Origin of the sequence: Paraburkholderia yinzeri (assembly GCF_046581065.1) — a bacterium.
Lineage (GTDB): Bacteria > Pseudomonadota > Gammaproteobacteria > Burkholderiales > Burkholderiaceae > Paraburkholderia.
Window position 1 is genome coordinate 277,890 of sequence record NZ_JBFOCJ010000001.1, and the last position, 25,985, is coordinate 303,874.

Genomic DNA, 25,985 nt, shown 5'->3' on the forward strand with positions numbered 1-25,985 from the left:
TCTCCGGTGCCAGCGACCCCATGCGGCAAATCAACGCGCCGCGTTCACGTCCGCAACCAGCAGCGCCGCCATGTTGACGATGCGACGCACCGTAGCCGAAGCCGTCAGCACGTGCACGGGCCTGGCCGCGCCAAGCAGCATCGGGCCGATCGCGATGTTGTTGCCCGCCGCCGTCTTGAGCAGGTTGTACGAGATGTTCGCCGCGTCGATATTCGGCATCACAAGCAGGTTGGCTTCGCCTTCGAGCGTCGACTCGGGCAGGACCTCCTTACGCAGGTGCGCGTCGAGCGCCACGTCGCCGTGCATCTCGCCGTCCACCTGCAGGTCGGGCGCGCGCTCCCTGAGGATTTCCAGCAGGTCGCGCATTTTCTGGGCAGACGGCGCGAGGCTCGACCCGAAGTTCGAGTGCGAGCACAGCGCAACTTTCGGCTCGATACCGAAGCGGCGCACCTCTTCGGCCGCCATGATCGTGATTTCGGCGAGTTGCTCGGGCGTCGGGTCGACGTTGACGTGCGTATCGACCACGAAGATCTGCCGGTTCGGCAGCACGAGGCCGTTCATCGCCCCATAGACGCTGCAGCCCTCCTTCTTGCCGATCACCTGGTCGATGAAGTGCAGGTGGCGGTGCGTCGTACTGATCGTGCCGCAGATCATGCCGTCGGCCTCGCCCCGCTTCACGAGCATCGCGCCGATCAGCGTGGTGCGGCGGCGCATTTCGAGCTTGGCCATCTGCTGCGTGATGCCCTTGCGCGCCATCAGCTTCGCGTAGGCCTGCCAGAAGTCGCGGTAGCGTTCGTCGTGGTCGGTGTTGACGACCGTATAGTCCTGCCCCGCGACGAGACGCAGGCCGTAGCGCGCCATGCGCTGCTCGATCACGGCGGGGCGGCCGATCAGGATCGGCTTCGCGAGCTTTTCGTCGACGACGATCTGCACCGCGCGCAGGATGCGCTCCTCTTCGCCCTCGGCGAACACGATGCGCTTCTTCTCAGGATCGGCGGCGCGCGCGAGCTGGAAGATCGGCTTCATCGTCGTGCCGCTGTGGTAGACGAACTGCTGCAGGTGCTGCTGGTAGGCGTCCATGTCTTCGATCGGCCGCGTCGCGACGCCCGAATCCATGGCCGCCTTCGCCACGGCCGGCGCGATCTTGACGATCAGGCGCGGGTCGAAGGGCTTCGGAATGAGGTACTCGGGCCCGAACTGCAGGTCCTGGATCCCGTAGGCCGTCGCGACCACGTCGCTCTGCTCCTGGCGCGCCAGCTCCGCGATCGCGTTCACCGCCGCGATTTCCATCTCGCGCGTGACCGTGGTCGCACCCACGTCGAGCGCGCCGCGGAAGATGAACGGGAAGCACAGCACGTTGTTCACCTGGTTCGGGTAGTCCGTGCGGCCCGTAGCGAGCACCGCGTCCGGCCGTACTTCGAGCGCGAGCTCGGGCAGGATTTCCGGCGTGGGATTCGCGAGCGCGAGAATCAGCGGCTTCGCGCCCATCTGCTTGACCATCTCAGGCTTGAGCACGCCGCCCGCCGAAAGGCCGAGGAAAATATCGGCGCCTTCCATCACTTGCGCGAGCGTGCGCGCATTCGTCTCCCGCGCGAAACGCTCCTTGTCCGGGTCCATCAGCTCCGTGCGACCCTTGTAGACCACACCGGCCAGATCCGTGACGATAATGTTTTCCAGCGGCAGGCCCAGGTCCACGAGCAGGTCGAGACAGGCCAGCGCCGCCGCGCCCGCGCCGGAGGCCACGAGCTTCACTTCCTTGATGTCCTTGCCGACCACCTTCAGGCCATTCGTGACCGCCGCGGCCACGACGATGGCGGTGCCGTGCTGGTCGTCGTGGAAGACCGGAATCTTCATGCGCTTGCGACACTCGCGCTCCACGATGAAGCAGTCCGGCGCCTTGATGTCTTCCAGGTTGATGCCGCCGAACGTGGGTTCGAGCGCGGCGATCACGTCCACGAGCTTGTGCGGGTCCGACTCGTTGAGCTCGATATCGAACACGTCGATGCCGGCGAACTTCTTGAAGAGCACCGCCTTGCCCTCCATGACGGGCTTCGACGCGAGCGGCCCGATGTTGCCGAGCCCCAGCACCGCCGTCCCGTTCGACACGACCCCCACGAGATTGCTGCGCGCCGTGAAGCGCGCGGCATTGAGCGGATTCTCGACGATCGCCTCGCACGCGAACGCCACGCCCGGCGAGTACGCCAGCGACAGATCGCGCTGGTTGATCATCTGCTTGGTCGGCGCGATGGCGATCTTCCCGGGGGTGGGAAATTCGTGATAGTCGAGGGCGGCTTCGCGGAGTTTGTTCGTAGCGGGATTCGACATGGGAGGGAGAGGCCGGAGGGGAGATTAGAATGGCTATTCGAATGCATTGTAGCGCCAATCTCCGGGACGATTCCTTTCAGTGCGGGCGCAGGTGCCGCGACTGAAATGACGCCAAAAGCGCGCCACTCGCGGGTGCATCCTCTCCTGCCTCACGGTCCTTTACATCGCCTTTCTCATCGCCCTTTCGCCATGCTTTCCGAGTTCTCCCTGATCGACCGGTATTTCGCGAAGCGCGCCCGCGCGAATACGCGCCGCGCGGCGCTCGGCATCGGCGACGACTGCGCGCTGATCGCGCCGCCTCCCGGCGAAATGCTGGCCGTTTCGACGGACATGCTCGTGGAAGGCCGCCACTTCCTGCCCGACGTCAATCCGCACGCGCTCGGCCACAAGGCGCTGGCCGTGAATCTTTCGGACCTCGCCGCGATGGGCGCCGCGCCGCTCGGCTTCACCCTTGCGTTTTCCTTGCCGAAGCCGCGCGAAGACTGGCTTGCCGCATTCAGCGCGGGGCTCTTCGAGCTGGCCGATCGCTACGATTGCGAGCTGATGGGCGGCGATACGACGGCGGGACCGCTCAATCTCTGCATTACGGTGTTTGGCTCCGTGCGTCAGGATGTCGCACTACGCCGCGATGCCGCGCAGCCGGGCGACGACATCTGGGTTTCCGGCACGCCCGGCGACGCGCGCGCGGGGCTGGGCGTGCTGCGCGGCGAGCCCGGCATGGCGCAGGTAGACGCCGGGGACGCCGCCGTGTTCCGCCGCGCGCTGGAGTTCCCCGAGCCGCGCATTGCGCTCGGGCTGGCGCTGCGGGGCGTGGCGCGCGCGGCGCTCGACGTTTCGGACGGCCTCGCCGGCGACCTGCTGCATATCCTCGAACGCTCGAAGGTCGGTGCGCGCATCGACGTCGATACGCTGCCGCGCTCGGCGGCGCTCGCGCGCCTGCCGCTTGCGGTGCAGCGCCAGTGCACGCTGGCCGGCGGCGACGATTACGAGCTCTGTTTCACGGCGCCGTCCGGGGCGCGCGAGGCCGTCGAGGCAGCGGCGCAACAGGCCGGCGTGCGCGTGACGCGCATCGGTACAATAACTTCCCTCGACCCGGCCGATATGACGCGCACGGCACCGGCCATCGCGTGGCACGATGGCTCCGGCGCGCCGCTCAACCTGACGTTGCAAGGCTTCGACCACTTCCATGCCGACTGACCCCACGCCGTCGCCCGCCGACGACCTGTCCGCAGCCGGACATCCGGCCGCCGCAGCGCCGCCCGCGGCCCGCCCCGCGGGTCCGCGCCGGGCCGACGCGCCGTTCATGCTGACGCACCCGCTCCACCTCCTCTCGCTCGGCTTCGGCTCGGGGCTGTCACGCATCGCGCCGGGCACGGCCGGGACGCTGTTCGCGTGGGCGTCGTTCGAGGTGCTGAACCGCTACCTCACGGTGCTCGACTGGGGTTTGCTGATTCTCGTGGGCTATTTCGCCGGCATCGTCGTCACGGGCTTCACCGCGAAGAAGCTGCGCACCGAGGATCCGTCCGCCATCGTGTGGGACGAGATCGTGGCGTTCTGGCTCGTGCTGCTGATGGTCATGCCCGCCGACTTCAAGGGCAAGCTGCTGGCATTCGTCGTCTTCCGCTTCTTCGACATGGTCAAGCCGCCGCCGATCCGCTACATCGAGCGCCGCTTCAAGGGCGGCTTCGGCATCATGCTCGACGACCTCGTCGCCGCGTTCTTCACGCTGCTCGTGGTCGCACTGTGGCGCATGTCGGTCTGATCCGCCACGCCCGCCCCTCACGCTCACCGGGTTACCCGAGTATGTCTACCGATTCCGTCCTCCATCAACTCGCCATCCGCGTCGGCAACAAGCTGCGCGAGAGCCGCATCATGCTCGCCACCGCCGAATCGTGCACGGGCGGCATGATCGCCACGGCGATCACCGCCATCTCGGGCAGCAGCGGCTGGTTCGAACGCGGCTTCGTCACGTACTCGAACCAGGCGAAGAGCGAAATGATCGGCGTGCCCGCCGAGATGATCGAAAAGCACGGCGCCGTGAGCGAACCCGTCGCGCGCGCGATGGCCGAAGGCGCGCTGCGCAATAGCCGGGCACAAGTTTCGCTATCGGTCACGGGCGTGGCCGGGCCGGGCGGCGGCACGCCCGACAAGCCGGTCGGCATGGTGTCGTTCGGCTGGAGCAACCGGCTGCACACAAGCGTCGAGACGCTGGTCTTCAAGGGCGACCGCGAGCAGATTCGCGTGCAGGCCGCGGCGCACGCGCTGCGCGGGCTGCTCGCACTGATCGACGAACAGGAACGGTAAGCGCGAACGCACAGGAGGGGCACCCCCATGGCCAACGCGAACACCTCAGTCGACGAACTGATCCGCCGCTTCGGGCTGGAACCGCATCCCGAAGGCGGTTACTACAGCGAAACCTACCGGTCGGACAAGCTCGTGCTGCGCGAACGCGCGCCGGCAAGCGATGGCACGCGTGCCGCGTCCACGGCCATCTACTTCCTGCTTGCGGACGGCGCCTACTCGGCGTGGCACCGCATCCGCTCCGACGAGCTCTGGCATTTTTACGCGGGCTCGCCCATCGAGATCCATTCGATCGATGAGCGTGGCGTGCTCTCCACGCGCAAACTGGGCCACGCGCTCGATCATCCCGGCACGGTGTTCCAGGCCCTGGTGCCCGCGGGCCACTGGTTCGCGGCGCGCTGCTGCGATCCGTCCACCTGGGCGCTCGTCGGCTGCACGGTGGCGCCGGGTTTCGAATTCGGCGAGTTCGAGATCGCCGATATCGATGCGCTGGCCGCGAAGTTTCCCCTGCATCGGGCGATTGTCGAGTTGCTCGGGAAGCCCGCGGCCGTGGCAAAGAAAGCCTGATTGGCGGCCCCAGACGCATTCATTGTGCACAAAAGGCGGCGTGCAGGACGACACGCCGCCGCGCGCGTTAGCGGAACGCGTTGATGCGGTCGCGCGTCTCTTTGGCAGCCGTTGCGGCGGCCTGCGCGTAGTCCTCGCCCTTGCTCGCGTAGATGATCGCGCGCGAGGAATTGATGAGCATGCCCGTGCCGTTCGCCGTGCGGCCGGCCTTCACGGTCGCCTCGACGTCGCCGCCCTGGGCGCCGATGCCGGGAATCAGCAGCGGCATGTCGCCCACGATCTCGCGCACCGCTTCGATCTCTTTCGGGAACGTCGCGCCCACGACGAGGCCGAGCTCGCCGCTGGCATTCCACTTCTGCGCCGCCAGCGACGCCACGACCTGGTACAGCGGCTTGCCGTCGACGGTGAGGAACTGCAGGTCGGAGCCGCCCGGATTCGAGGTGCGGCACAGCACGATCACGCCTTTGCCCGGGTGGGCGAGCCACGGCTCGATGGAATCGAAACCCATATAGGGGTTGACCGTCACCGCGTCGGCCTTGAAGCGCTCGAAGGCTTCGCGCGCGTACTGCTCGGCGGTGCTGCCGATGTCGCCGCGCTTGGCGTCGAGAATCACGGGCAGCCCCGGATGCTTTTCGTGGATATGCGCAATCAACGCCTCAAGCTGGTCTTCGGCGCGATGTGCCGCAAAGTAGGCAATCTGCGGCTTGAACGAGCAGGCGTAAACCGCCGTCGCGTCGACGATGTCGCGGCAGAATTCGAAAATCGCGTCGCTGCGGCCGGCCAACGCCGCCGGGAACTTCAAGGGCTCGGGATCGAGGCCCACGCAAAGCAGCGAGCCGGTGCGCTGCCACGCAGCGCTCAGGGTCTGGGTGAAGGAAATCATGGTGAAAAGCTCGCGGCGAGCGCCTGTGCGGTAAAAAGGAACGGCGCGTATTTTAACCGGCTTGACCGGCTTAACCGGCGCGCGCCGCCTTGCTTTCCCGCGCCCCCGCCCTGCCTCGCGCGCCGATGCGGTGCGGTCCCGCCATTGCGCGCATGTCGAGGCGCTCCACCGTGAAGGCAAAGCGCCGCACGAGGCGCTCGCCCTGTGCGAGCACGGTCATGCCGTTCGCGTCGCCGCCGCCGCTCAGGTTCACCGCGTTGATCGGATGATCGACAGGTTCGAAGCAGAAAAAGTCGGCGCCGGGCGGCGTATAGAGCACGTAATAGTCGGTGTTGGCGCAGATCGACAAAGACAGCCGCCGACGCTCCCACACCACCGCGGCACGTCCGCTCCAGCCGCTGAACGCGTGATTCACGAGCTGTTCGGGCAGCGGGTACGCCACACCGAACTGCCACGCGGGCGGCGCGGGCACGTGGCGCACCGGCAGCCAGTCCTCGCCCGAAAGCCACAGGCCGCTTGCCGGCGCGGAAAGCTCGGTCCTGGCATCGCGCGCAAGGAATGGATGCACGCCGAGTCCGAACGGCAGCGCATCGCGGCCGGTGTTCTCCACTTCGAGCACGATGGCCAGCGTCGCGCCGTCGAGCGCGTAGGTCAGCGCCGCGCGATAGGCGTAGGGCTCACCCTCGCTGCGGTCGAGCACGAGCCGCACGCGTTCGCGCTCGACGCTTTCGATGCTCCATGGCGCGAGCCAGCCGTCGCCGTGGATCGGCATCGGTTCGCCCGCGCGATTGCGCGGCACTTCGACATTGCGGCCGCCAAAATGAAAGCGGCCTTCGCCTATCCGGTTCGAATAGGGCAGCAGCGGATAGCACGCCAGCTCGTTCGGATCCATGTGCGCACTCACGCGCTCGCAGCGGCGAAACACGGGTTCGAGCGCGCCTTCGCTGCGCCAGTCGAAGCGCGTAATCCCGCCGCCTAGCTGGGGCGCGACGTCGAGCCGTAGGTATGCGTTCGCGAGCGTCACGCAGGCCACGTCGCTCACGCCTGCCGCGCCGATCGCAACCGCCGAGGTGCTCGGGCCGGGGAGGACGGGATGCGTGGCGGCTTCGAGCCGCGCGCGGCGCGCGGCAGCGGGGGAATTCGACGCAGGCAGGGTGGAGGCTGTCGCACCGCGAGCGGCTCTGGAACGGGTGGGTCGACGCACGGCGGAATTGGCGACGCTCATGAGTGGCTCCTGGAGAGGCATGTTGATTTACCGCCCCACGTTCGCGTGGGGCGGCTCACCGCGAGCCTGCCGATGCCGCGCAACGCGAGAAAACCGGCGGCCGCTTCTTGTATTCGCCCTTCTACCTCGGGTCATCCTGACAAGTCCAACAGCACACTTCCGATCGACTGCATCTGTTGCCGAAGAACAACGAACATCCGTTCGTTTGTAGTACGCACCGCATTCAATGCCGGGAACGTCGTCAAGCGCGACGGCGGCCCCGAAACAGCGGTTCTGCCAGGCCCGTCCGGCCGGTTTGCACCGCAAACACCCCGCCTGCAGCCGGGTCGCCCGCGAGCGCGGCCTCGTCCATTTCGGCCCGCGCGCTCGTCACGTAAAGCGTGTCCAGCAATGCACCGCCGAGCGTAACGCAGCTAGGCTGCGCTGTGGGAATCTTTACGCGCCCGGTTTCCAAACCATTGACACCGTAACGGACCACACGTGCGCCGCCCCATTGCGCATTCCAGAGGCCGCCTTCGGCGTCCACGGTCGAGCCGTCGGGTACGCCGGTCGCGTCGCCGAGCGCGACGAATGCGCGATCGTTTGCAATCGTTCCATCCACGCCGTAGTCACACGCACGAATCTCGCGCGTGGGCGAATCGCAGTAGTACATCGTCCCGCCGTCCGGGCTGAACGCGATGCTGTTGGAGATCGCGGGCGCAGGCAACGGCAGGCGCTCGAGCACGAGATCGGGATTGAGCCGGTAGAAGCCGCCGATCGCCTGCAGCGGCTCGCCCTCGTATTTCGTGCCGAACACGAAACGGCCCTGGCGGTCGCAGCGGCCGTCGTTCAGGCGCGTGGACAGGCCGGGCTCGACCTCCGCGATCGTTTCGACCGCTCCCGTCGCGAGATCGAAGAACGCGAGCCGCGACGCCAGCCCGAGCAGCAGCGTGCCCTCGTCTTCGCAAAGCGCAAAGCACGCGAGCCGCTCGGGCATCTCCCACGTCACGTGCGAACCGTCGCGCGGGTCGTAGCGCGACAAGCGCGCGCCTTCTATGTCGGTCCAGTACAGGCGACCGCTGCGCGCGCACCACGTCACGCCTTCGCCCAAGGTGTTTCCGGCCGGCAAGACCAGCACGGCCGTGGCCGCTCCATCCGCGCTCATGCCCAGCCTCCGTCCACGACGATGTCCTGCGCCGTGATCATGCGGCTGTCGTCGGCGGCGAGGAAGAGCGCCATGCGCGCGAGATCCTCGGGCAGCAGTTCGGCGTCGATGCACTGGCCGCGCTTGATCGACTCGCGGCCTTCGTCCGTGAGCCACAGGCGCCGCTGCTTCTCGGTCATGACCCAGCCCGGCACGAGGGTATTCACGCGAATGCCGAAGCGCCCGAGATCCTTCGCGAGACCGCGCGTGAGGCCCTGCACCGCCGACTTGCACATCGCGTAGACCGGAAAGTCGGCTTGCTTGAGCATCCAGCTAATCGATCCCATGTTGATGATCGATCCGGCACGCGCGGCCTTCATGTCCTCCACGACGGCCTGCGCCGCAAACAACTGATGCCGCACGTTCACCGCGATGCCTTCCTCGAACGACTGGGGCGTCACCTCCGCGAGCGCGTGGCGGCGGTCGTTCGCCGCGTTGTTCACGAGCACATGGATCGGGCCGTGCGCCGCTTTCACGTCGGCGATGGCGGCACGCAGCGCGTCGATATCGGTGAGGTCGCAGGTCACGAAGAGCGGCTTGTGGCGGGAGTCGCCCAGCGAGTCCGCGAGCGCCACGCCCGCGCTCGTGTCGATGTCGAAGAAGCCCACGCGCGCGCCCTGCGCGGCGAAGTGCTCAACGAACGAAGCGCCGATGCCGGTCGCGCCGCCCGTCACGAGGACGACGCGGTCGACGAGGCTCGGGTAGCGTGCATACGGTTCGTGCGCGTGGCGTGCGACGGCGTTGGCGGGGGACGTCATGATTCGGCTTCCTTAGTGGTTAGTCGCGTGCGCCGCGGTTCTTCAACTGGTCGAGCAGCACGGCCGCGAGCAGGATCGCGCCACGCACGAGGTACTGGTAGAACGCGTCGATGTTGAGCAGGTTCATCACGTTCTCGACCGTGCCCATGATCAGCACGCCGATCACCACGCCCGAGATCGTCGCGCGGCCGCCCAGCAGCGAGACGCCGCCCAGCACGCACGCCGAGATCACGTTCAGCTCGAAGCCTTCGGCCGCGTTCGGCTGGCCCGAGGTGATGCGCGAAGCGAGGATCACGCCGGCGAGCGCCGTAACCGCGCCCTGGATCAGGAAGATCCAGACGCGCGTGCGCTCGACGTTGATGCCCGCGAGACGCGAAGCCTCGGGATTGCCGCCGATCGCGAGCGTGTTGCGGCCGTACACCGTGTGATTGAGCATCACGCCGAATGCGATGAAGCAGACGAGCGTGACCCAGATCGGCAGCGAGACGCCGAAGAACGTGAGGTTGCCGAGCGCGATGAAGGTATCCGACGACACCCCCACGGCCTGCCCGTGCGAAACGATGAAGCCGAGGCCGCGCACGATCTCCATCGTGGCGAGCGTGGTGATCAGCGCGTTGATGCGCAGGTAGGCGATCACCGCGCCATTGACGAAGCCGATGGCGGCGCCCGCGGCCACGGCCGCGACCATCGCAATGAACGTGTTGTTCGTCGCGTTGAGCACCATCGCGCAGAGCACGCCCGCGAACGCGACCGTCGAGCCCACGGAAAGGTCGAAGTCGCGCGAGGCGAGACAGAACATCATCGTGCAGGCCACCATGCCGATCTGCGAGACCGAGAGGGCGAGGCCCAGCATGTTCTCGATCGAGAAGAAGTGATCGACGGTCAGCGACATCACGACGAACATGACCACGAAGATCACGATCAGGCTGTATTCCGTGATCTGCTGCCACCACTTCTGCTTGTCGCTGGCCTGCGGTATCAACGCTTCGGCAACCGTCTTCGCAGTGGTTTGCGCAGATTCGGCCGCCAGATTTTCTCTTGCTTGCATTTCAGTCACTCCTCCCCGTCCACTCATGCGGCCAACGCCTGCTCGCGCCTCGGCAGCGCGAGGTCCAGCACCGCGTGTTCGCTCGCCGCGCTGCGCGGCAACTCGCCCGAAATACGGCCTTCGCGCATCACGACGATGCGGTCCGACACGCCGAGCACCTCGGGCAATTCCGATGACACCATCACGATCGCGCAGCCGCGCGCCGCAAGCTGGTAGATCACGTTATAGATTTCGTGCTTCGCGCCGACGTCGATGCCGCGCGTCGGCTCGTCGAGTATCACGACCTTCAGATCCGGCTCCGCGAGCCAGCGCGACAAGATGGCTTTCTGCTGGTTGCCGCCCGAAAGAAAGCGGATCTTCTGGCGGCGGCTCGGCGTCTTGATCTTCAGGAGCTTGATGAAGCGGTCTGCCGTTTCGGCTTCCTTCTTGCGGTCGAGAAACACGCCCGCGCGCAGGAAATGCCGGCGGCAACTGATGTTGATGTTCTCGGAGACCGACGCCATCGCGACGATGCCCTGCTCCTTGCGGTCCTCGGGGCACAGCACGATGCCGTGACGGATCGCGTCGCCGGCGCGCTTCACCTTGATGGTCTTGCCGTCTAGCACGATCTCGCCGACGCGGCGCTTGTGCGTGCCGTACACGAGCTGCATGAGCTCGCTGCGCCCCGCGCCGACGAGCCCGAAGAAGCCGACGATTTCGCCCGCCTTCACCTCGAAGCTCGCCGGCCCGGAGAGCGGATGACCCTCCACGCCGCGCACCGCGAAGCGCACCTCGCCGAGTTCGCGCGGCGTGTAGTTGTAGATGTCGCTGATCTCGCGCCCCACCATCTCCGCGACGATCGTCTCGCGCTTCACGCCGTCGAGCGTCTCGTGCGAGGCCACCTTGCGGCCATCGCGAAAGATCGTGCAGGCGTCGCAGAGCTCGTAGATCTCGTCCATGCGGTGCGAGATATAGATCAGCGCGCGGTTATCGGCGCGCAACTCGCGCACGAGCTTGAACAGCACTTCGGTCTCGCGGTGCGAGAGCGAACTCGTGGGCTCGTCGAGCGCAATCACGCGCGCGTTGCGCAGGAGTGCCTTGCAAATCTCCACCATCTGGCGCTGCGCGATGGAAAGCTTGCGCAGCTTCGCGGCGGGGTCGAGATCGACGCCCATCGCGGTCAGACGCTCGCGCACGAACTTGCGCGCCTCGCCACGCTTGACCCAGCCGAGCGTATTCGGCAGCGCGCCCAGCAGCAGATTTTCGGCGACGGTCAGATCCGGCACGTACTGCAGCTCCTGGTGGATCACGGCGATACCCGCGCCTATCGATGCCGCCGCGTCGGGGAAACGCACTTCGTTGCCGTCCACGAGGATGCGGCCCGAGTCCGGCTGATACTCGCCGCCCAGGATCTTGAGCAGCGTGGACTTGCCCGCGCCGTTCTCGCCCATGAGGCCGTGCACCTGGCCCGAATGCACGTCGAACGAAACGCCGTCCAACGCGCGCACGCCCGGGAACACCTTGCCGATATTGTCAAAACGCAGTGTCGCTGACACTTCGGTTTCCTCTCATTCGATACGCCGCTTCGCAACCGGCGCGCCCCATGTGGTCATGCGGTGCGCGCCGGCAGCGGGCGGCGGGAAACGCTCAACTCAAGCGCAGTTCACGCGCTTACTTCGCGGCGAGACCCATCTGCTCGCGCACCTGGTTCACGTTGTCGCGCGTGGCCAGCATCCCGGTCGTCAGCGTGAGCAGCGGCGGTTCCTTGCCTTGCGTGATCCATGCGTACATCAGTTCCGAAGTTTCCTCGCCGTGGCGCTTCGGGCTGATGATCACGGTGCCGTAGAAGCCGGTCGGCGCGGGCTTCTTGAACTCGTTCAACGCCGAGTCCGATCCGCCAATGCCGATGCCGATCATGTTGTCGGCCTTGAAGCCACGGCCTTCCGCAGCCCGCACGGCGCCCAGCACGGCTTCGTCGTTCAGGCCATAGGCCACCCAGTGCTTGAACTGCGGGTTCTTCGTGAGCGCGATGTTCGCGGCGTTGAAGGCGTTTTCCGTGTCGGTCTTGGCCTGCGGCGCGGCGATGATGTTCGCCTTCGGGAAGCCTGCGGCGACGAGCGCATCGGTCGCGCCGCTCGTGCGGTCATGCGCGGTCGGCAACTGCTCGTAGGTCACGTCGATCGCACCCACGTCCTTCATGTCCCAGCCGCGCTTCTTGATCTCGGCGGCAATGCCCTCGCCCACCTGCTTGCCGATGTTGTACGCGGAGATGCCCATGTGCGGCACCGACTCGATCGGCTTGCCCGACCCGTCGACCAAGCGGTCGTCCACGGTCATCATCTTGAGGTTGTCGGCCTTCGCCTTGGCCACGATGCCCGGTCCGAGCTTCACGTCAGGCGTGCAGATGATGAAGCCCTGGGCCTTCTGCGCAGCCAGGTTGTCGATCGCGCTCATCACTTTCTCGCCCGACGGCGCGCCGATCTTCACGAGCGTGAAGCCATCCTTTTTGGCGGCCATCTCGGCGAACTTCCACTCGTCCTGGAACCACGGCTCCTCGGGCTGCTTCACGAGAAAGCCGATCTTCACCTCGTCCGCCGCCTTCGCGACCGGCGCCTCTGCCAGTGTCGCGCTTGCAGCAACCGCGGCAGCCATCAGCGTCAGAAAGATGCGTCGTTGCATGTTGTCAGTCTCCTGTCTTCTTCGTTCACGGGAAGGGTCGGCCGCCTGTTCTTCTCTCCGCCGCGGCGCGCGGCCAACGCGTCGGCGGATTCCTGCGGATTCGTGCGTATTCCTGTCTATGCTTTACGGCCCGCGATTCGGTCGTCTGCTTCAGTCGTCTGCTTCAATCGTGATAAAGCGCGGTGCGCCCGCCGTCGATCGTGATGCAGGTCGCGTTGATGAACGGCGCCTCGTCCGAGGCGAGAAACACCGCCGTCATCGCCACTTCCTCCGGGCGGCCGATACGCTTCATCGGCGGCAACGCGAGCGTGGTTTCGCGCGCGGCCTTCGGGTCGGCTTGCGAGTCCCACCAGTCGCGCGTGAGCTGCGTCTCGATGTAGCCCGGCGCAATCGCATTCACGCGCACGTTCTTCGGGGCGTATTCGATGCCGAGCGCGCGCGTGAGGCCCAGCACGCCATGTTTCGCCACCGGGTACGGGAAGCAGCCCGGAATGATCTGGAACGCGTGCGTCGACGCGATGTTCACGATGCTGCCGGCGCCGCGTTCGACCATGCCCGGCAGCACGGCGCGGCAGCCGTTCCAGACGCCGTCCAGATCCACCGCGAAGCAGCGCCGCCAGTCGTCGTCGGTCATGGCGAGCGGGTCGGCGAATACGTTGATGCCGGCGTTGTTCACCAGCACGTCCACGGGGCCGAACGCCCGCACGGCCGCGTCCACTGCCGCGCGCACCGAGCCGGCTTGGGTGACGTCGGTCTGCACGGCCAGCACCTTCGCGGTGTCCTGTTGCGCGGCGATCTCGCGCGCCGTGGCTTGCGCGGTTTCGCCGTCGAGCTCCGCGAGCACGACGGCCGCGCCTTCGGCCGCGAACGCACGCGCAATTGCGGCGCCGATACCGCGCCCGGCGCCGGTCACGAGCGCGACCTTGCCAGCCAGCCGGTTCACGCCGGCGCTCCGCGGCTCGCGCGAGCGGCCGCTTCCTGCGTTGCGTGCCAGCCCGCTACGAAGGCCTCGGCGTTCGCGCGCGTCGTGGCTGCATCCTGACCCGGCTTGTACAGCGCGGAACCCAGCCCGAAGCCGCTCGCGCCCGCTGCAAGCTGCGGCCCCATGTTGTCCGGCTTCACGCCACCCACCGGCAGCAGCGGCACGACAGTCGGAATCACCGCGCGCCACGCTTTCGTCACCGCCGGTCCGAGCTGCTCGGCCGGGAACATCTTCAGCGCGTCCGCGCCGTGCTTCAGCGCGGCGAACGCCTCGGTCGGCGTCGCGACACCGGGCACGCACGCCATGCCCTGCAGCTTCGCCGCGAGCACGACGTCGACGTCGGCGTGCGGCATCACGATCAGCTCGCCGCCCGCTGCCTTCACGTCGCGCACGCGTTCGGTGGTGAGCACCGTGCCGGCGCCGATCATCGCGTCCGCGGGAAGCGCCGCGCGCAGCGCCGCGATGCTGTCGAGCGGGCTCGGCGAATTCAGCGGCACTTCGATAAGCCGGAAGCCGGCCTCGTAAAGCGCGCGGCCGTGGTCGGCGGCTTCGGCGGGCGTGATGCCGCGCACGATCGCCACCATCCGGCACGCGCCGAACGCCGTCACGAAACCGGCATGAGGCGTATAGGGAGCAGGCAGATTCAGTTCGGATTCCATATCGTGTTCCAAGGTTCGCTGTCTGGGCTCATACCACGCGGCTTGCGCTCAGCGCGGTGCGGGCTGCGCCGATTGCACCGAGTGTGCCGGTTGCGCCGATTCCGCGACCAGGCCGGCCTTCACGGCGACGTGCCACAGTCCGCGCTCGGTGGCCCGCAACACGAGACGAGCGCGCGTGCAGCCGAACTGTTCGAGTGCGAGCTTATATCGTTCGCACAACGCATCGGCGCCGATCAACTGTGGCGCACAGGCCGAAAGCGGCACGTCGCGGCGCGCCAGCGAGGCCTCCAGGCCCAGCAGTTCATGACCGATCACCACGCCCGAGAGGTAGTCGGGCTGCTCGTCGGCCGAGAGCTGCCCCGTGAGGCCGAGCGTGCGCGAGCTGAACGCCGTCGCGAGCAACCCGGCGCAGCCGTGCTCGCGCGCCACGGTGACGCCGCGCAGGAACGCCGGCGTGTCCGGCTCCGCGGGCCGCTTCATCGTGCGGCCCAGTATCGTGTGTGCCGTGAGCGCCGCGTAAACCTCGCCGGTCATGAAGGTGTAAAAGCGCGCAATGCGCCCGCCTTCGACCACCACCCACTTCGCGTGCGTGCCGGGCAGTCCGATCAGCGCAGCCTGCCCCGCATCGGTCGCCGCCGGATCGGACAAGGCGCCAAACACCTGGGTTTCTTCGCCGCGCATGACGTTCGGCAGCGCGCCTTGCTCCAGCACGCCCGGCACGACGGTCAGCAAAGTGCCGCGCGCCGTGCGAATGCTGACCACACCCGCCACGAGCGCATCGGCGCTGGCCAGTGTCTCGACGTAGGGCGCCTGCACCCAGCCCTGCGCGCTGCCCACCATGCCCGCCGCGATCACCGGCAGCGCGGGCGCCTCGGCAAGCCATACGCCGCAGGCTTCGTCGAAGGCTTCGTCGAACCCGCCCTCCTCGGCCGGCACCGGCAGATTCATGATGCCGGCCGTCGAAACGCGTGTCGCGAGCACCTCGCCGTTCGCGTCGAACAGATAGGCACGCAGCGAGGTCGTGCCCCAGTCGAGCCCGATCAACGCCGCACGCGCGGCGAGTCCGGTTTCCTGCACGCCCTGCTCCACCGTTGCTTCCCCCATCGCGCCTCCCGTTGCATCTTTTTCGCGTGCTTTCATCGGCGAATCCTGCGCGTGGCCGGCTGCGGCGCGCGCCAGCCGAGTTCCTGGGAAATCGCGCGAGCCTCGCGCTGCACGACGGGAATCAGTTCGTCCATGCGTTCGAGCGGCATGTACGGAATCGTGCTCGCCACCGAAAGCGCGGCCACGATCGCGCCCGACGCGTCGCGCACCGGCGCCGCAACGCAGCGGATGGAAATTTCGTTCTCCTCGAGATCGAATGTGTAGCCGCCTGCCGCATAGCTCGTCATGCGCCTGAGGAAAGTATCCGGATCGAGACTATGGTCGGGACGGAAGCTCACGCCGGCGAGCGTGCGGCGCGACGCGTCGAACAGCGAGCGCCACGACGTGGGATCGAGGTCGAGCATCATCGCCTTGCCAATGCCCGTGGAGGCGAGCGGCATGCGGTGGCCCACGCGCGAGCGCATTTCGAGGCCGCGCTGCCCGGGAATCTTGTCGATGTAGAGCACGTCGTCGCCGTCGCGCACGCCAAGGTGGATCGTGTCGAGCGTCTCGCCGGCCAGCGATTCCAGATGCGTGCGCGCGACCGCCGTGAGCGGCATCTGCTCGAGCGCGATGGTGCCCAGTTCGATCAGCTTCGGACCGAGCAGGTAGCCGCCCTGCACCTGGCGCAGATAGCGCGCCTGAACGAGGCTGGAAACGAGGCGATGCGTCGTGCTGCGCGTCGTGCCCAGCACCGCGCCGAACGAGCGCAGGTCGCGCACGCCGGCCGCGGCGGCTTCGAGGATCGCGAGGCCGCGCAGCAGCGTCTGCGTGCCGGCCTGCGAGGCGCCGTCGAGCAGCGTGGCGGGCAGGCCGATCTCGTCGGAGCCAACGCGGATCTTCCGGGCGGCGGGCTTGCTGTCGGCGACTTCGTCCGCGTCATCGGGCAGACGCGCGGCAAGGGAGGACATCGCTTTGGTCATGGCGGGGCGACGAATGAGCGGTGGGAGCGGATCCGGAACGGTATGCGACGCGGCTTCAGGCGCCGCGGCGCCCGCGAGACGGGAGGCAGCGGCGCGGGAAGGCGCCCCGGTAGGACGTGAGCGGCAGAGCGCCCAACGCTTGCACGATCATGACGATGTCTCCGAATCTTGTATGGCTTGCCGCTCGCGGCCCGCTCATTCTGGTCTGGGTTCCGGGCGGCGGCGCCGTTTGCGGCGCTGCCTGCCGGTTGGTCTGGATTGTAGGTCTGTTTTTTCCCGATCTCCAATATGTGAATGTACTGCTCATATATTGGGAATCAATCCGAAAACGGGTCCTGCGTGCCGGAACGGGCGAAAAAAAAGCGGCCCTCGTTGTCCGAGGGCCGCCTTCAGGCATGCCGTCTTGCGAGCCCCGGTGCGGGGCCTGCGGCTCACTTGCCGGCCGGAGCCTTGTACGCCACGCAGTCGATCTCGACCTTGCAGTCCACCACCATGCTCGACTGCACGCAGGCGCGCGCCGGCGGATGCTCGCCGAAATATTCGCGAAAGACCTTGTTGAACGACTGGAAATCGCGCGCGTCGTCGAGCCAGACGCCGCAACGCACCACGTGCTCCGCGCCGTAGCCCGCTTCCTTCAGGATGGCGAACAGATTCTGGATGGCCTTGTGCGATTGCTCGACAATGCCGCCGTTGATCACCTCGCCGCCTTCCATCGGCGTCTGGCCGGACACGTACAGCCAGCCGTCGGCTTCCACGGCACGCGCGAACGGCAAATGCTGGCCGCCCTGGCCCTTGCCGCCTTCCGCTCCAATTCGTTTCATCGTTTGCTCCTTGTAGATCGTTCGGCACGCCGCACCCGCGCCGCGCCGCGCCGGGGTCGAAATTCGTGACTCAGAATGCCGCGGGTTCGGCTTGCGCCGCTTGCGTATCGCCCGTCTGGCGCGGGCCGCGCGCGACGAAATGGCCTGCCCGCGTTCCGGTCGGCGTGCCGTCGCGATACGACAGCACGCCGTTCACCCATACCGCGTTGATGCCCTGCGCCACCTGCTGCGGCTTTTCGAACGTCGCGGTATCGCGCACCGTCTCCGGATCGAACAGCACGAGGTCGCCGTGCCAGCCCACGTGGACTTCGCCGCGCTTGTCCAGCCCGAAGCGGCGCGCCGAAAGGCTCGTCATCTTGCGCACCGCTTCTTCGAGCGGAATCAGCGCAGCATCGCGCGCGTAGTGCCCAAGCACGCGCGGGAAGGCCCCCCACAGCCGGGGATGCGGCAGCGGATCGTTCGGCAGGCCGTCCGACCCCACCATCGTCGCCGGGTGCGAGAGGATGCGGCGCACGTCGTCCTCGGACATGTTGTGATACACCGCGCCCGCGGGCTGCAGGCGCTTCGCGGCCTCCTGCTGCGAGACGCCCCATGCGGCGGCGATGTCCTTGATGAGCTTGCCCGCCTGCTCGGGGTGCGGCGTGGACCAGGTGATCGTGATGTCGATGTCGCCCGTCACCTGCCGGAGGTCGAGCGTGGACGAACTGCGGCTGTACGGATAGCAGTCGCAGCCCACCGGCTGGTATTTGCGCGCGCCCTCCAGCGACGCCAGCACCTCGCTGCTGCGCCCCCAGTTCGACGGCCCCGCGCACTTCAGGTGCGAGATGATCACCGGCACGCGCGCGTGGCGGCCGATGTGATACGCCTCGTTCATGGCGTCGAGAATCGCGTCGAACTCCGTGCGCATGTGCGTCGTGTAAAGCGCGCCCGCCGCGGCGAGCGGCTCGGCCAGCGTGGCCACTTCCTCGGTCGAGGCCTCGTACGCGGAGCCGTAGGCAAGCCCCGTCGAAAGCCCCAGTGCGCCGTGCGCGAGCGCGTCTTCGAGTTGCGCGCGCATGGCGGCGATCTCGCTCGCCGTGGCGGCGCGCTTGAGGTCGTCCATGTGATTGTTGCGCAGCGCCGTATGGCCGATCAGCGCGCCGACGTTCACGGCCGGCCGCGCCGCGTTGACCGCGTCGACATACGCGGAGAACGTGGGATAGTGAAACGCGTCGCGCTCGCCCAGCAGATTCATCGGGTCGGGCGGATCGCCGCTGAGCGTGACCGGCGAGGCGCTGATCCCGCAATTGCCGACGATCACCGTCGTCACGCCCTGGCTGATCTTCGGCAGCATCTGCGGGGAGCGGATCACGTGCGTGTCGTCGTGCGTATGGACGTCGATGAAGCCCGGCGCGAGCGCGCGCCCGTTGGCCTCCACCACCTCTTCGGCCAGCCAGTTCGAGAGATTGCCGATCGCCGCGATGCGGCCCTCGCGCAACGCCACGTCGCGCTCGACGGGCGGCGCGCCGGTGCCGTCGTAGAGCATGGCGCCGACGATCAGCGTGTCGGCGGCTTCCGGGTGCGAATGCATAGCGGTTTCCCTCTCCTGTCGTCCTGTCTGTCAATCACCGAGCGGCTGGCGCTCGCCGCCGCCGCGATGCGCGTCGAGCGTGTGCTTCATGCGGCGCAGCAGCTCGCGGGTTTCCTCGGGCTGCGCGAGCGCGAGTTCGGTCACGAGCACGTCGAGCGCCATCATCATCGCGTAGCGCGATGACGACGGTTTGTAGATGAAATCGGTCTCGCTCGCGACGATCGGCACGAGGCAGTCGGCGAGCGCGGCGAGCGGCGAGGCGGGCGCCGTGAGCGCGATCACCGTCGCGCCGTAGTCGCGCGCGACGCGGCAACTGTCGAGCAGTTCGGGCACGCGCCCCGTCACGGAAAGCGCGACGACCGCGCACTCGGGCGACATCGTGCTGGCCACCATGCGCTGCAGCAGGCTGTCCTGATACGACGCGACGGGACGGCCAAGACGCACGAGGCGAAAGCGCATTTCGTCGGCGAGCGCGGTCGAGCCCCCGCCCATGCCGAATACGTAGATCATGCGCGCGGCACGCAGCGCAGCGGCCGCCTGGGCAAACGGCGCCTCGCGCAGCAGTTCGTGATTGCGCGCGAGCGCCGCGTGAATTTCGTCGTAGACGCGCGTGGCGAGCGACTCCGGCGCTACGCCCTTGCTGCGCCGCCCTGTGCCCTTCGCGCCGGCGCCTTCGGCGGCGCCCGCGTACCCCGCGGCCGCCCCGCGCAGAAAACGCTCGCCCACCGCCGCGGCCTGCGCGAGCCGCAGCTTCAGCTCGCGCACGTCCGCGCAACCTACCGCCTTGGCAAAGCGCGTGACCGAGGCGATGCTCACGCCAGCGCGCTGCGCGAGCTCGCCGATGCTCGCGCGCGCGGCGCTCGCCAGGTCGTCGAGAATGAGCGCGGCGACTTCGCGTTCGGCCGGTCGCAGCTCGGGCACGCGCCCTGCAATGCGCGTCACGATATCGAAACGGCCGGATTCGGTAGCGGAATTCATCGGACAGACGCTGTTAATAAATAACATTCACGCGGAGATGGTACTTTGTGTACCATCTCAAGGTCAATGCCAACCGTCTGCCAGCAGTGAAATGGAGCGAATGGAAATGAAAGTTACAAACTATCAGGGCGCGACGATCGACCCGCAGAGCAAGGGTCTCGGCAACGTGCCGGGCACGAGCATTCAGCTCGTCGACGCCGCGCGCCTCGAATGGAATCTGCTGGACGAGGACGTGAGCCTGCCCGCCGCGGTGCTCTATGCGGACCGCGTCGAGCACAACCTGAAGTGGATGCAGGATTTCGTCACGCGCTACGGCGTGAAGCTCGCGCCGCACGGTAAAACGACGATGGCGCCGCAGCTCTTTCGCCGCCAGATCGAGACCGGCGCGTGGGGCATCACGCTCGCCACGGCGCACCAGACGCGCGCCGCGTATCGCGGCGGCATTTCGCGCGTGCTGATGGCGAACCAGTTGGTCGGCCGCCACAACATGACGATGATCGCCGAACTGTTGACCGATCCCGATTTCGAATTCTTCTGCCTCGTCGATTCGGTGCAGGGCGTCGAGCAACTGGGCGAATTCTTCCGTTCGGCGCGCCGCACGCTGCAGGTGCTGCTGGAGCTCGGCGTGCCGCGCGGCCGCACGGGCGTGCGCGACACCGATACGCGCCGCGCGGTGGTCGAGGCGATCGGGCGCTATCCCGATTCGCTCAAGCTCGCGGGCGTCGAAATTTACGAGGGCATCCTCAAGGAAGAGAGCGAGGTGCGCACGTTCCTGCGCGACGCCATCAACGTGACGAAAGAGCTGGCCGCGCAGGGCCGCTTCGCGCGCACGCCCGCGCTGCTCTCGGGCGCGGGCTCGGCCTGGTACGACGTGGTGGCGGAGGAATTCGCGCCGGCGTCAGAGGCCGGCGTGATCGACGTCGTGCTGCGGCCCGGCTGCTATGTGACGCACGACGTGGGCGTCTACAAGCAGGCGCAATCGCAGATCCTCACGCGCAATCCGGTGGCGCGCCAGATGGGCGAGGCGCTGCTGCCCGCGCTGCAGCTCTGGGCCTACGTGCAGTCGATTCCGGAGCCGGGGCGCGCGATCATCGGCTTCGGCAAGCGCGACGCGGCGTTCGATGCGGGCTTTCCCGAGCCGTCGCGCCACTACCGCCCTTCGCGCGACCGCGCGAAGGGCGCGCCGCCGCGCGACATCGCGGCGAGCGAGGGCTGGGAAGTGTTCCAGATGATGGATCAGCACGCCTACCTGCAGATTCCGGCCGGCGCCGATATCGAGGTGGGCGACATGATCGCCTTCGACATCTCGCACCCGTGCCTCACGTTCGACAAGTGGCGCCAGGTGCTGCTGGTCGATCCGTCGTATCGCGTGACGGAAGTGATCGAGACGTTCTTCTGAGCTCAGGCGAGCCCGCATGGGCTCAAGCGCCGCTGCTCTCTTCGGCTGCGGCCGGCTGCGCGACGCAGGCCTCGCCGATGCGCGCCTCCATCATGCGCAGCGCGCCCGAGAGCGCGGCGAGCGCGTCGTCGGGCATGGACATCGTCAGGTTCAGAAACGCGTTGCGGCGCGGCAGGCTCGCCTCCGTGGCCGTGCGGCCCGCTTCGGTGAGCTTGACGTTCGTGATGCGGTTATCGCGCGGGTCGGCGCTGCGCTCGATCCAGTCCAGCGACTCCAGCGCCTTCAACTGCCGCGTGAGCGCGCCCGGGTCCACGCGCAGGCGCTCGACCAGACGCTTTTGCGACGACTCGCCGTTCTGTTCGTAGAGCGCCAGCAGAATGCGCCAGCGCGGCAGCGGATGGCCCACCTGGGCCTCGAACGCCGCCATGAACGCGCGATAAGTCCGTCCGAACTGCTGGACGATGGCAATGCGATCGTGTGTATCCATGTCGTGTTTCGAATGAAAGCCAGGCCGTGTCAGTCCGCATGGACGACGGGTTCGACCTTGCGGTGCAGCTTGATGGGCGGCACGCGGCGAGTTTGCCAGATCGACACCACCGCAATCGCCGCCGCCATGGCAATGCCCAGATGAATGGCGCCGACCAGCGCCTCGCGGGCGGCCTCCAGCAGCGCCGCCCCGTTGTGCCCCGCGTGCGCGAGGTCGCCTAGCAGCGTGGCCTGCGCGTCGCGGTTGATGAGGATCTGCGGATCGCCCAGTTGCGGCAGCCAGTACGTTGCGTGATCGGCGTCGAGCGCGTTGCGCACGCCGCTCGCATAGAGATGCGTGACGAGGGTTCCGGTCAGCGCCGTGCCGATCATCCCGCCTATCATCCGCAGCGACTGCAGCAGCGCCGTGGCAATGCCCAGGTGTTCGCGGCCCGCCGTCTGCTGCGCGAACACGGTGAGATTGGGCATCACGAAACCCAGCCCGAGACCGCCGACGATCATGAGCGTCATCAGGAGCGAGCGCGGCGTGCCGCGCGTGGCGACGACCACGGCCAGGCAGGCCGCCGCAATCATCGCGAAGCCGATGTAGAGCATGAGATTCGGATTGCGGATGCGTGACACGATGCGCCCGTTCGCGATGCTGCCGATCGTGATGAACACGACGAGCGGCGTGATGACGACCCCCGCTTCCTTCGGCGACATGCCGAAGCCGCCCTGGAACAGCAACGGCGCGTAGAAGAGCAGCGAGAACATCGTGAAGCCGCCGAGCACCGCCAGCGTGAAGAGCGCATTGAGGCTCGGATTGCGGAACATGTCCACGGGCAGAATGGCCTGCGGGCAGCGCAGCTCCCAGCGCCACAGTGCCCAGGCGGCCCCGACCGCCACGACGAGGAGCGCCACGGAGAAAACCCCCACGCCATGCTTCGGCAGCATTTCGACGAAGAGCTGGAGGCTGCCGAGCGCGATCGCAATGAGGAGCGCGCCGGGCCAGTCGAGCCGCATGCGCGCCTCGTGCGCCACCTGGCGCAGATGCGGCAGATAGCGCCAGACGAAGAAGAGCGAAATGAGCCCCACCGGCAGATTCACGTAAAAGACGGAACGCCAGCCGTAGTACTGCGTCAGAAACCCGCCGAGCGACGGGCCAACGGCGTTGGCAATGCCGAATGCGGAGCTCATGAGCACCTGCCAGCGCAACCTCACGACCGAATCGGGAAAGAGATCGGGAATGCAGGCGAAGGCGGTCCCGACCAGCATGCCGCCGCCGATGCCCTGCAGGCCGCGCGCGAGGACGAGGAACAACATGCTGTTGGCCGCGCCGCAAAGCACGGAGGCGCCGGTGAAAACGACGATGGAAGCGATCACGAACGGCTTGCGCCCGTAATAATCGCCGAGCCGCCCGAAAATGGGGACGGTGATGACCGAGGTCAGCAGATAGGACGTGGCCACCCACGCGTAAAGCTCGAATCCGCGCAGTTCGGCGACGATGGTCGGCAATGCGGTGCCGACGACGGTCTGATCGAGCGCGACCAGCATGGTCACGAAGGAAACGCCGAGCATCGCGAGCAGCGACTCCCGGAACGGCAGTACCTGCCCGCTTGAGTGGTGGGCCGCGGTATGAACAGCCATTTTTTGATCCCGCAACGGTTGACGCGTCAAATATTGCCCATCATAGCACGGTGCAATCCTCTACACTGGGCGAACGCCGCCAAGGCCATGCAATTCTCACCGGGAGATTTATGGGACCACAGTCCGATACCACCGCCAGCCTCGCGGGCCTCGCCGGGACGCTGTCCGACGCCGATCTGGCGGTGCTGCGCCGTGCGAAACATCAGCTCGAAAGTCCGCCCCTCGGCATGAAGCTCGCGGCCATCGTCGGCGCGCCGATCGAAAAGATGATCGCGCGGTTGCCGACGCTCGCCAGCGACAAAGTCAACGAAGCGACCCAGGCCGCGCTGCGCAAATGCCTGCAAATCGCGCTCAAGACGCTCGGCAAAGGGGGCAATGGCCTGTCCGGCGAACCCGGCGCGCTGGCCGCGAAGCCAAGCAACCTGCTGCACAAGTTCGCCGTCGCCACCACCGGCGCGGCCGGCGGCGCGTTCGGACTGTTCGCGCTGCCGGTGGAGTTGCCCGTGACGACCACGCTGATGTTCCGCTCGATCTGCGACATCGCGCGCAGCGAGGGCGAGGACCTCGCCAACCCCGACACGCAGTTGCAATGCCTGACGGTATTCGGTATGGGCGGCCGTTCGGCGGCCGACGACGAAGCCGATTTCGGCTATTTCGTCGTGCGCGGCGCGCTGGCGCAGGCGGTGTCGAAGGCGTCGTCGGAGATGGCGACGAAGGGCTTCGCCGCGCATGGCTCGACGGCATTGCTCAAGCTCATGCAGACCATCGCAACGCGCTTCTCCGTACAGGTCAGCGAGCAGGTCGCCGCCAAGTCGATTCCGGCGATTGGCGCCGTGCTGGGCGCGATGGTCAACACGGTATTCATCGATCATTTCCAGCACGTCGCCCACGGCCACTTCGCCATCCGGCGGCTCGAACGGCGCTATGGCGAAGCCGCCGTGCAGGCTGCCTACGACGCGACCGAAGTCTCGCTCGACTGAGGCCCGCGCGGGCTGGCAGTATCCGTGCCCGTGACGCGGCGCACGAAGCGCGCGGTGTCGTCGAGCGCACGGCGCGCCTCCGGCATGAACGGCGCGTAGATAGGCCAGACATGCGGCTGGTCGCGGGCGACCTCGCACTCCACTGCAACGCCGGCGGCCCGCGCACGGTCGGCTACGCGCAGCGTATCGTCGAGCAGCGTTTCCGTGCTGCCCACCCGCAGGAAGAGCGGCGGCAGGCCGCGCAGGTTGGCATAGACCGGCGACGCATAAGGATGCGTCGCGCTCGTCGTTCCAAGATAGAGCGGCGCGACGCGCGCGAACACGTTGCCGCAGAACATCGGATCGCGTCCGTCGTTGCCGAGAAAGGACGCACCCGTCGTTGCCAGGTCGGTCCACGGCGAATAGAGCACGGCGCCGGCAGGCAAAGGATCGCCGGCATCGCGCAGCGCAATGAGCGTCGCGAGCGCGAGCCCGCCGCCTGCCGAATCCCCCGCGATCACGATCGATGCCGCCGGGCGTCCCGCCGCCAGCAACTGGCGATAAGCGGCCAGCGCATCGTCGACGGCAGCGGGAAAAGGATGTTCGGGAGCGAGGCGATAGTCCAGCGAGAACACGTCGGCTTCGGCGCGCGGCGCGAGGCCGAAGGTAATCGAGCGATGCGTTTGCGGTGAGCAGAAGTAGTAACCGCCACCATGCAGATAGAGGATCGTGCGCGCCTCGCGGCGCTCGCCTGCCTCGTGCACGAGCCACTCGCCACGCAAAGGCGCATCGCCGGCGGCGTACTGCTCGCGCAACTGAAAACCGGGGGGCGGCCGTGGCGACCATAGCCGCTTCGCGGTGTTCGCTCGCACGCGAGCGACGTCGATCGGCTCGCGCGTGGCGGGCAGGAAGTGGCGCCGCAGGTACCAGCACACCAGCCTGCTCTGCCAGCTCATCAATCGGCCTCCACGGGCAGCGCCGCCTCGATGCAGGCGCGCGCCGTCGATTCGGTCAATTCGACGGCAACACCTGGCCGCGAATCTCCCCGGACGGATTCTGCTCCGTATGGATATTGAAGTACCACTGGCCCGCCATGAGATCGGCAGCCTGCTTGTCGTCCAGATTCGCCGATCCCTTCATCGGGCTTGCCAGATCGGACTTCGCGATCGGCACCTGCACCTTCGCGTTCTGACCGACAGGCGCCGGGCCATGGAAGTGAGCGGCCGTCACGGGACCCGACAGGTCGGCGTAAGTCACCGTCCATTTCAGTTGCTTCGACGACGTGTCGAACGTGGCGTCGAGCTCGCCATGGCCGTGGCTCACGCGCGGCGGAACTTCGCTGGACGGCTGGAGATTGGCCTTGAGGGCGACGGTGTCGGCAAAGGCAGCGCTCGAGGCAAGGACACACAGGGCGAAAGCGAACTGCAGCGGACGAAGTGCAAGCATGGGAGTTCTCCGTTGTCATGGTACGTCGCGTCGACCATCCGAAGC

Annotated in this window: 25 protein-coding genes; 6 read left to right on the forward strand and 19 right to left on the reverse strand. The window is 67.3% G+C overall.

The features are described 5' to 3' along the window. Positions 1–30 precede the first annotated feature (30 nt). Positions 31–2,325, reverse strand: a complete 2,295-nt coding sequence (locus WJ542_RS01235) for an NADP-dependent malic enzyme (protein WP_411187122.1) — start codon at positions 2,323–2,325, stop codon at positions 31–33. 189 nt (positions 2,326–2,514) lie between these two features. On the opposite strand from WJ542_RS01235, the gene thiL reads away from it, so the two are divergent. Genes thiL through WJ542_RS01255 form a run of 4 tightly spaced genes read left to right on the forward strand, consistent with a single transcriptional unit; the run spans position 2,515 to position 5,193 of the window. Continuing rightward, entirely contained in the window at positions 2,515–3,522 is a 1,008-nt protein-coding gene (gene thiL / locus WJ542_RS01240; RefSeq protein ID WP_411187124.1) for a thiamine-phosphate kinase, read from the forward strand. After that, the gene (locus WJ542_RS01245) at positions 3,512–4,087 is read left to right on the forward strand and encodes a phosphatidylglycerophosphatase A family protein (protein ID WP_411187126.1); all 576 of its coding nucleotides are present in this window, start codon (positions 3,512–3,514) and stop codon (positions 4,085–4,087) included. The genes thiL and WJ542_RS01245 overlap by 11 nt, the downstream gene beginning before the upstream one ends. A gap of 41 nt (positions 4,088–4,128) precedes the next feature. Beyond that, positions 4,129–4,629 (forward strand): CinA family protein, encoded by a 501-nt coding sequence (locus WJ542_RS01250; RefSeq protein ID WP_411187128.1) that lies wholly within the window; start codon positions 4,129–4,131, stop codon positions 4,627–4,629. Between the two features lie 27 nt (positions 4,630–4,656). Continuing rightward, entirely contained in the window at positions 4,657–5,193 is a 537-nt protein-coding gene (locus WJ542_RS01255) for a cupin domain-containing protein (RefSeq protein ID WP_411187130.1), read from the forward strand. Positions 5,194–5,260: 67 nt separating this feature from the next. On the opposite strand, the gene pyrF is transcribed toward WJ542_RS01255, so the two are convergent. From pyrF to WJ542_RS01325, 14 genes are all read right to left on the reverse strand, one after another. Continuing rightward, positions 5,261–6,076, reverse strand: coding sequence for an orotidine-5'-phosphate decarboxylase (gene pyrF, locus WJ542_RS01260; protein ID WP_411187132.1), 816 nt, complete (start codon positions 6,074–6,076; stop codon positions 5,261–5,263). Positions 6,077–6,146: 70 nt separating this feature from the next. Continuing rightward, on the reverse strand, positions 6,147–7,301 hold the full coding sequence (locus tag WJ542_RS01265) for an aldose 1-epimerase (RefSeq protein WP_411187134.1): 1,155 nt from the start codon (positions 7,299–7,301) through the stop codon (positions 6,147–6,149). A gap of 241 nt (positions 7,302–7,542) precedes the next feature. Continuing rightward, entirely contained in the window at positions 7,543–8,445 is a 903-nt protein-coding gene (locus WJ542_RS01270; RefSeq protein WP_411187136.1) for an SMP-30/gluconolactonase/LRE family protein, read from the reverse strand. Then, positions 8,442–9,242, reverse strand: coding sequence for an SDR family NAD(P)-dependent oxidoreductase (locus WJ542_RS01275; protein WP_411187138.1), 801 nt, complete (start codon positions 9,240–9,242; stop codon positions 8,442–8,444). Before WJ542_RS01275 ends, WJ542_RS01270 begins: the two co-directional genes overlap by 4 nt. A gap of 19 nt (positions 9,243–9,261) precedes the next feature. After that, entirely contained in the window at positions 9,262–10,290 is a 1,029-nt protein-coding gene (gene araH / locus WJ542_RS01280; protein ID WP_411187140.1) for an L-arabinose ABC transporter permease AraH, read from the reverse strand. Positions 10,291–10,313: 23 nt separating this feature from the next. After that, a complete protein-coding gene (gene araG / locus WJ542_RS01285) occupies positions 10,314–11,825 on the reverse strand; it encodes an L-arabinose ABC transporter ATP-binding protein AraG (protein WP_411187142.1) in 1,512 nt (503 codons plus the stop codon). Positions 11,826–11,940: 115 nt separating this feature from the next. Beyond that, positions 11,941–12,948, reverse strand: a complete 1,008-nt coding sequence (locus tag WJ542_RS01290) for an arabinose ABC transporter substrate-binding protein (RefSeq protein ID WP_027795884.1) — start codon at positions 12,946–12,948, stop codon at positions 11,941–11,943. A 163-nt stretch (positions 12,949–13,111) separates the two neighbouring features. Then, complete coding sequence (locus WJ542_RS01295) at positions 13,112–13,891, reverse strand: SDR family oxidoreductase (protein WP_411187144.1); 780 nt, start codon at positions 13,889–13,891, stop codon at positions 13,112–13,114. Beyond that, positions 13,888–14,589 carry a 2-dehydro-3-deoxy-6-phosphogalactonate aldolase gene (locus tag WJ542_RS01300; RefSeq protein WP_411187146.1) on the reverse strand — a complete coding sequence of 234 codons (702 nt, stop codon included), beginning with the start codon at positions 14,587–14,589 and terminating at the stop codon, positions 13,888–13,890. Before WJ542_RS01300 ends, WJ542_RS01295 begins: the two co-directional genes overlap by 4 nt. A 48-nt stretch (positions 14,590–14,637) precedes the next feature. Continuing rightward, positions 14,638–15,693 carry a 2-dehydro-3-deoxygalactonokinase gene (locus WJ542_RS01305; RefSeq protein ID WP_411190448.1) on the reverse strand — a complete coding sequence of 352 codons (1,056 nt, stop codon included), beginning with the start codon at positions 15,691–15,693 and terminating at the stop codon, positions 14,638–14,640. Between the two features lie 32 nt (positions 15,694–15,725). Continuing rightward, a complete protein-coding gene (locus tag WJ542_RS01310) occupies positions 15,726–16,655 on the reverse strand; it encodes an IclR family transcriptional regulator (protein WP_411187148.1) in 930 nt (309 codons plus the stop codon). 431 nt (positions 16,656–17,086) lie between these two features. Beyond that, positions 17,087–17,476 (reverse strand): RidA family protein, encoded by a 390-nt coding sequence (locus WJ542_RS01315; protein WP_233862175.1) that lies wholly within the window; start codon positions 17,474–17,476, stop codon positions 17,087–17,089. Between the two features lie 70 nt (positions 17,477–17,546). Further along, the gene (locus tag WJ542_RS01320) at positions 17,547–19,046 is read right to left on the reverse strand and encodes an N-acyl-D-amino-acid deacylase family protein (protein WP_411187150.1); all 1,500 of its coding nucleotides are present in this window, start codon (positions 19,044–19,046) and stop codon (positions 17,547–17,549) included. 30 nt (positions 19,047–19,076) lie between these two features. After that, positions 19,077–20,024, reverse strand: a complete 948-nt coding sequence (locus WJ542_RS01325) for a MurR/RpiR family transcriptional regulator (RefSeq protein ID WP_411187152.1) — start codon at positions 20,022–20,024, stop codon at positions 19,077–19,079. A 106-nt stretch (positions 20,025–20,130) separates the two neighbouring features. Between WJ542_RS01325 and WJ542_RS01330 the strand changes: the two genes are divergently transcribed. After that, positions 20,131–21,423 carry an amino acid deaminase gene (locus tag WJ542_RS01330; RefSeq protein ID WP_411187154.1) on the forward strand — a complete coding sequence of 431 codons (1,293 nt, stop codon included), beginning with the start codon at positions 20,131–20,133 and terminating at the stop codon, positions 21,421–21,423. A 22-nt stretch (positions 21,424–21,445) separates the two neighbouring features. Here the strand turns inward: WJ542_RS01330 and WJ542_RS01335 are convergent, their stop codons facing one another. Together WJ542_RS01335 and WJ542_RS01340 are read right to left on the reverse strand one after the other, a co-directional pair. Next, entirely contained in the window at positions 21,446–21,910 is a 465-nt protein-coding gene (locus tag WJ542_RS01335) for a MarR family winged helix-turn-helix transcriptional regulator (protein WP_411187156.1), read from the reverse strand. 29 nt (positions 21,911–21,939) lie between these two features. Beyond that, the gene (locus WJ542_RS01340; protein ID WP_411187158.1) at positions 21,940–23,535 is read right to left on the reverse strand and encodes an MDR family MFS transporter; all 1,596 of its coding nucleotides are present in this window, start codon (positions 23,533–23,535) and stop codon (positions 21,940–21,942) included. A 110-nt stretch (positions 23,536–23,645) separates the two neighbouring features. Here WJ542_RS01340 and WJ542_RS01345 point away from each other — a divergent pair, with 110 nt between their 5' ends. Then, positions 23,646–24,515 carry an EcsC family protein gene (locus WJ542_RS01345; RefSeq protein WP_411187160.1) on the forward strand — a complete coding sequence of 290 codons (870 nt, stop codon included), beginning with the start codon at positions 23,646–23,648 and terminating at the stop codon, positions 24,513–24,515. On the opposite strand, the gene WJ542_RS01350 is transcribed toward WJ542_RS01345, so the two are convergent. Next, positions 24,485–25,450, reverse strand: a complete 966-nt coding sequence (locus WJ542_RS01350) for an alpha/beta hydrolase (protein WP_411187162.1) — start codon at positions 25,448–25,450, stop codon at positions 24,485–24,487. The genes WJ542_RS01345 and WJ542_RS01350 overlap by 31 nt on opposite strands. Before the next feature lie 55 nt (positions 25,451–25,505). Beyond that, the gene (locus WJ542_RS01355) at positions 25,506–25,940 is read right to left on the reverse strand and encodes a CHRD domain-containing protein (protein WP_411187164.1); all 435 of its coding nucleotides are present in this window, start codon (positions 25,938–25,940) and stop codon (positions 25,506–25,508) included. Positions 25,941–25,985 lie beyond the last annotated feature (45 nt).

Excerpts from the sequence above, each read along its gene's own strand:
- WJ542_RS01290 (WP_027795884.1), bottom strand. The coding sequence starts at position 12,948 with ATGCAACGACGCATCTTTCTGACGCTGATGGCTGCCGCGGTTGCTGCA.
- WJ542_RS01325 (WP_411187152.1), bottom strand. The coding sequence starts at position 20,024 with ATGAATTCCGCTACCGAATCCGGCCGTTTCGATATCGTGACGCGCATT.
- WJ542_RS01270 (WP_411187136.1), bottom strand. The coding sequence starts at position 8,445 with ATGAGCGCGGATGGAGCGGCCACGGCCGTGCTGGTCTTGCCGGCCGGA.
- WJ542_RS01255 (WP_411187130.1), top strand. The coding sequence starts at position 4,657 with ATGGCCAACGCGAACACCTCAGTCGACGAACTGATCCGCCGCTTCGGG.
- WJ542_RS01320 (WP_411187150.1), bottom strand. The coding sequence starts at position 19,046 with ATGCATTCGCACCCGGAAGCCGCCGACACGCTGATCGTCGGCGCCATG.
- WJ542_RS01350 (WP_411187162.1), bottom strand. The coding sequence starts at position 25,450 with ATGAGCTGGCAGAGCAGGCTGGTGTGCTGGTACCTGCGGCGCCACTTC.
- araH (WP_411187140.1), bottom strand. The coding sequence starts at position 10,290 with ATGCAAGCAAGAGAAAATCTGGCGGCCGAATCTGCGCAAACCACTGCG.
- WJ542_RS01275 (WP_411187138.1), bottom strand. The coding sequence starts at position 9,242 with ATGACGTCCCCCGCCAACGCCGTCGCACGCCACGCGCACGAACCGTAT.
- WJ542_RS01315 (WP_233862175.1), bottom strand. The coding sequence starts at position 17,476 with ATGAAACGAATTGGAGCGGAAGGCGGCAAGGGCCAGGGCGGCCAGCAT.
- WJ542_RS01335 (WP_411187156.1), bottom strand. The coding sequence starts at position 21,910 with ATGGATACACACGATCGCATTGCCATCGTCCAGCAGTTCGGACGGACT.
- WJ542_RS01345 (WP_411187160.1), top strand. The coding sequence starts at position 23,646 with ATGGGACCACAGTCCGATACCACCGCCAGCCTCGCGGGCCTCGCCGGG.
- WJ542_RS01300 (WP_411187146.1), bottom strand. The coding sequence starts at position 14,589 with ATGGAATCCGAACTGAATCTGCCTGCTCCCTATACGCCTCATGCCGGT.
- WJ542_RS01355 (WP_411187164.1), bottom strand. The coding sequence starts at position 25,940 with ATGCTTGCACTTCGTCCGCTGCAGTTCGCTTTCGCCCTGTGTGTCCTT.
- WJ542_RS01235 (WP_411187122.1), bottom strand. The coding sequence starts at position 2,325 with ATGTCGAATCCCGCTACGAACAAACTCCGCGAAGCCGCCCTCGACTAT.
- pyrF (WP_411187132.1), bottom strand. The coding sequence starts at position 6,076 with ATGATTTCCTTCACCCAGACCCTGAGCGCTGCGTGGCAGCGCACCGGC.
- WJ542_RS01265 (WP_411187134.1), bottom strand. The coding sequence starts at position 7,301 with ATGAGCGTCGCCAATTCCGCCGTGCGTCGACCCACCCGTTCCAGAGCC.
- thiL (WP_411187124.1), top strand. The coding sequence starts at position 2,515 with ATGCTTTCCGAGTTCTCCCTGATCGACCGGTATTTCGCGAAGCGCGCC.
- WJ542_RS01305 (WP_411190448.1), bottom strand. The coding sequence starts at position 15,693 with ATGGGGGAAGCAACGGTGGAGCAGGGCGTGCAGGAAACCGGACTCGCC.
- WJ542_RS01340 (WP_411187158.1), bottom strand. The coding sequence starts at position 23,535 with ATGGCTGTTCATACCGCGGCCCACCACTCAAGCGGGCAGGTACTGCCG.
- WJ542_RS01245 (WP_411187126.1), top strand. The coding sequence starts at position 3,512 with ATGCCGACTGACCCCACGCCGTCGCCCGCCGACGACCTGTCCGCAGCC.
- WJ542_RS01310 (WP_411187148.1), bottom strand. The coding sequence starts at position 16,655 with ATGACCAAAGCGATGTCCTCCCTTGCCGCGCGTCTGCCCGATGACGCG.
- WJ542_RS01330 (WP_411187154.1), top strand. The coding sequence starts at position 20,131 with ATGAAAGTTACAAACTATCAGGGCGCGACGATCGACCCGCAGAGCAAG.
- WJ542_RS01250 (WP_411187128.1), top strand. The coding sequence starts at position 4,129 with ATGTCTACCGATTCCGTCCTCCATCAACTCGCCATCCGCGTCGGCAAC.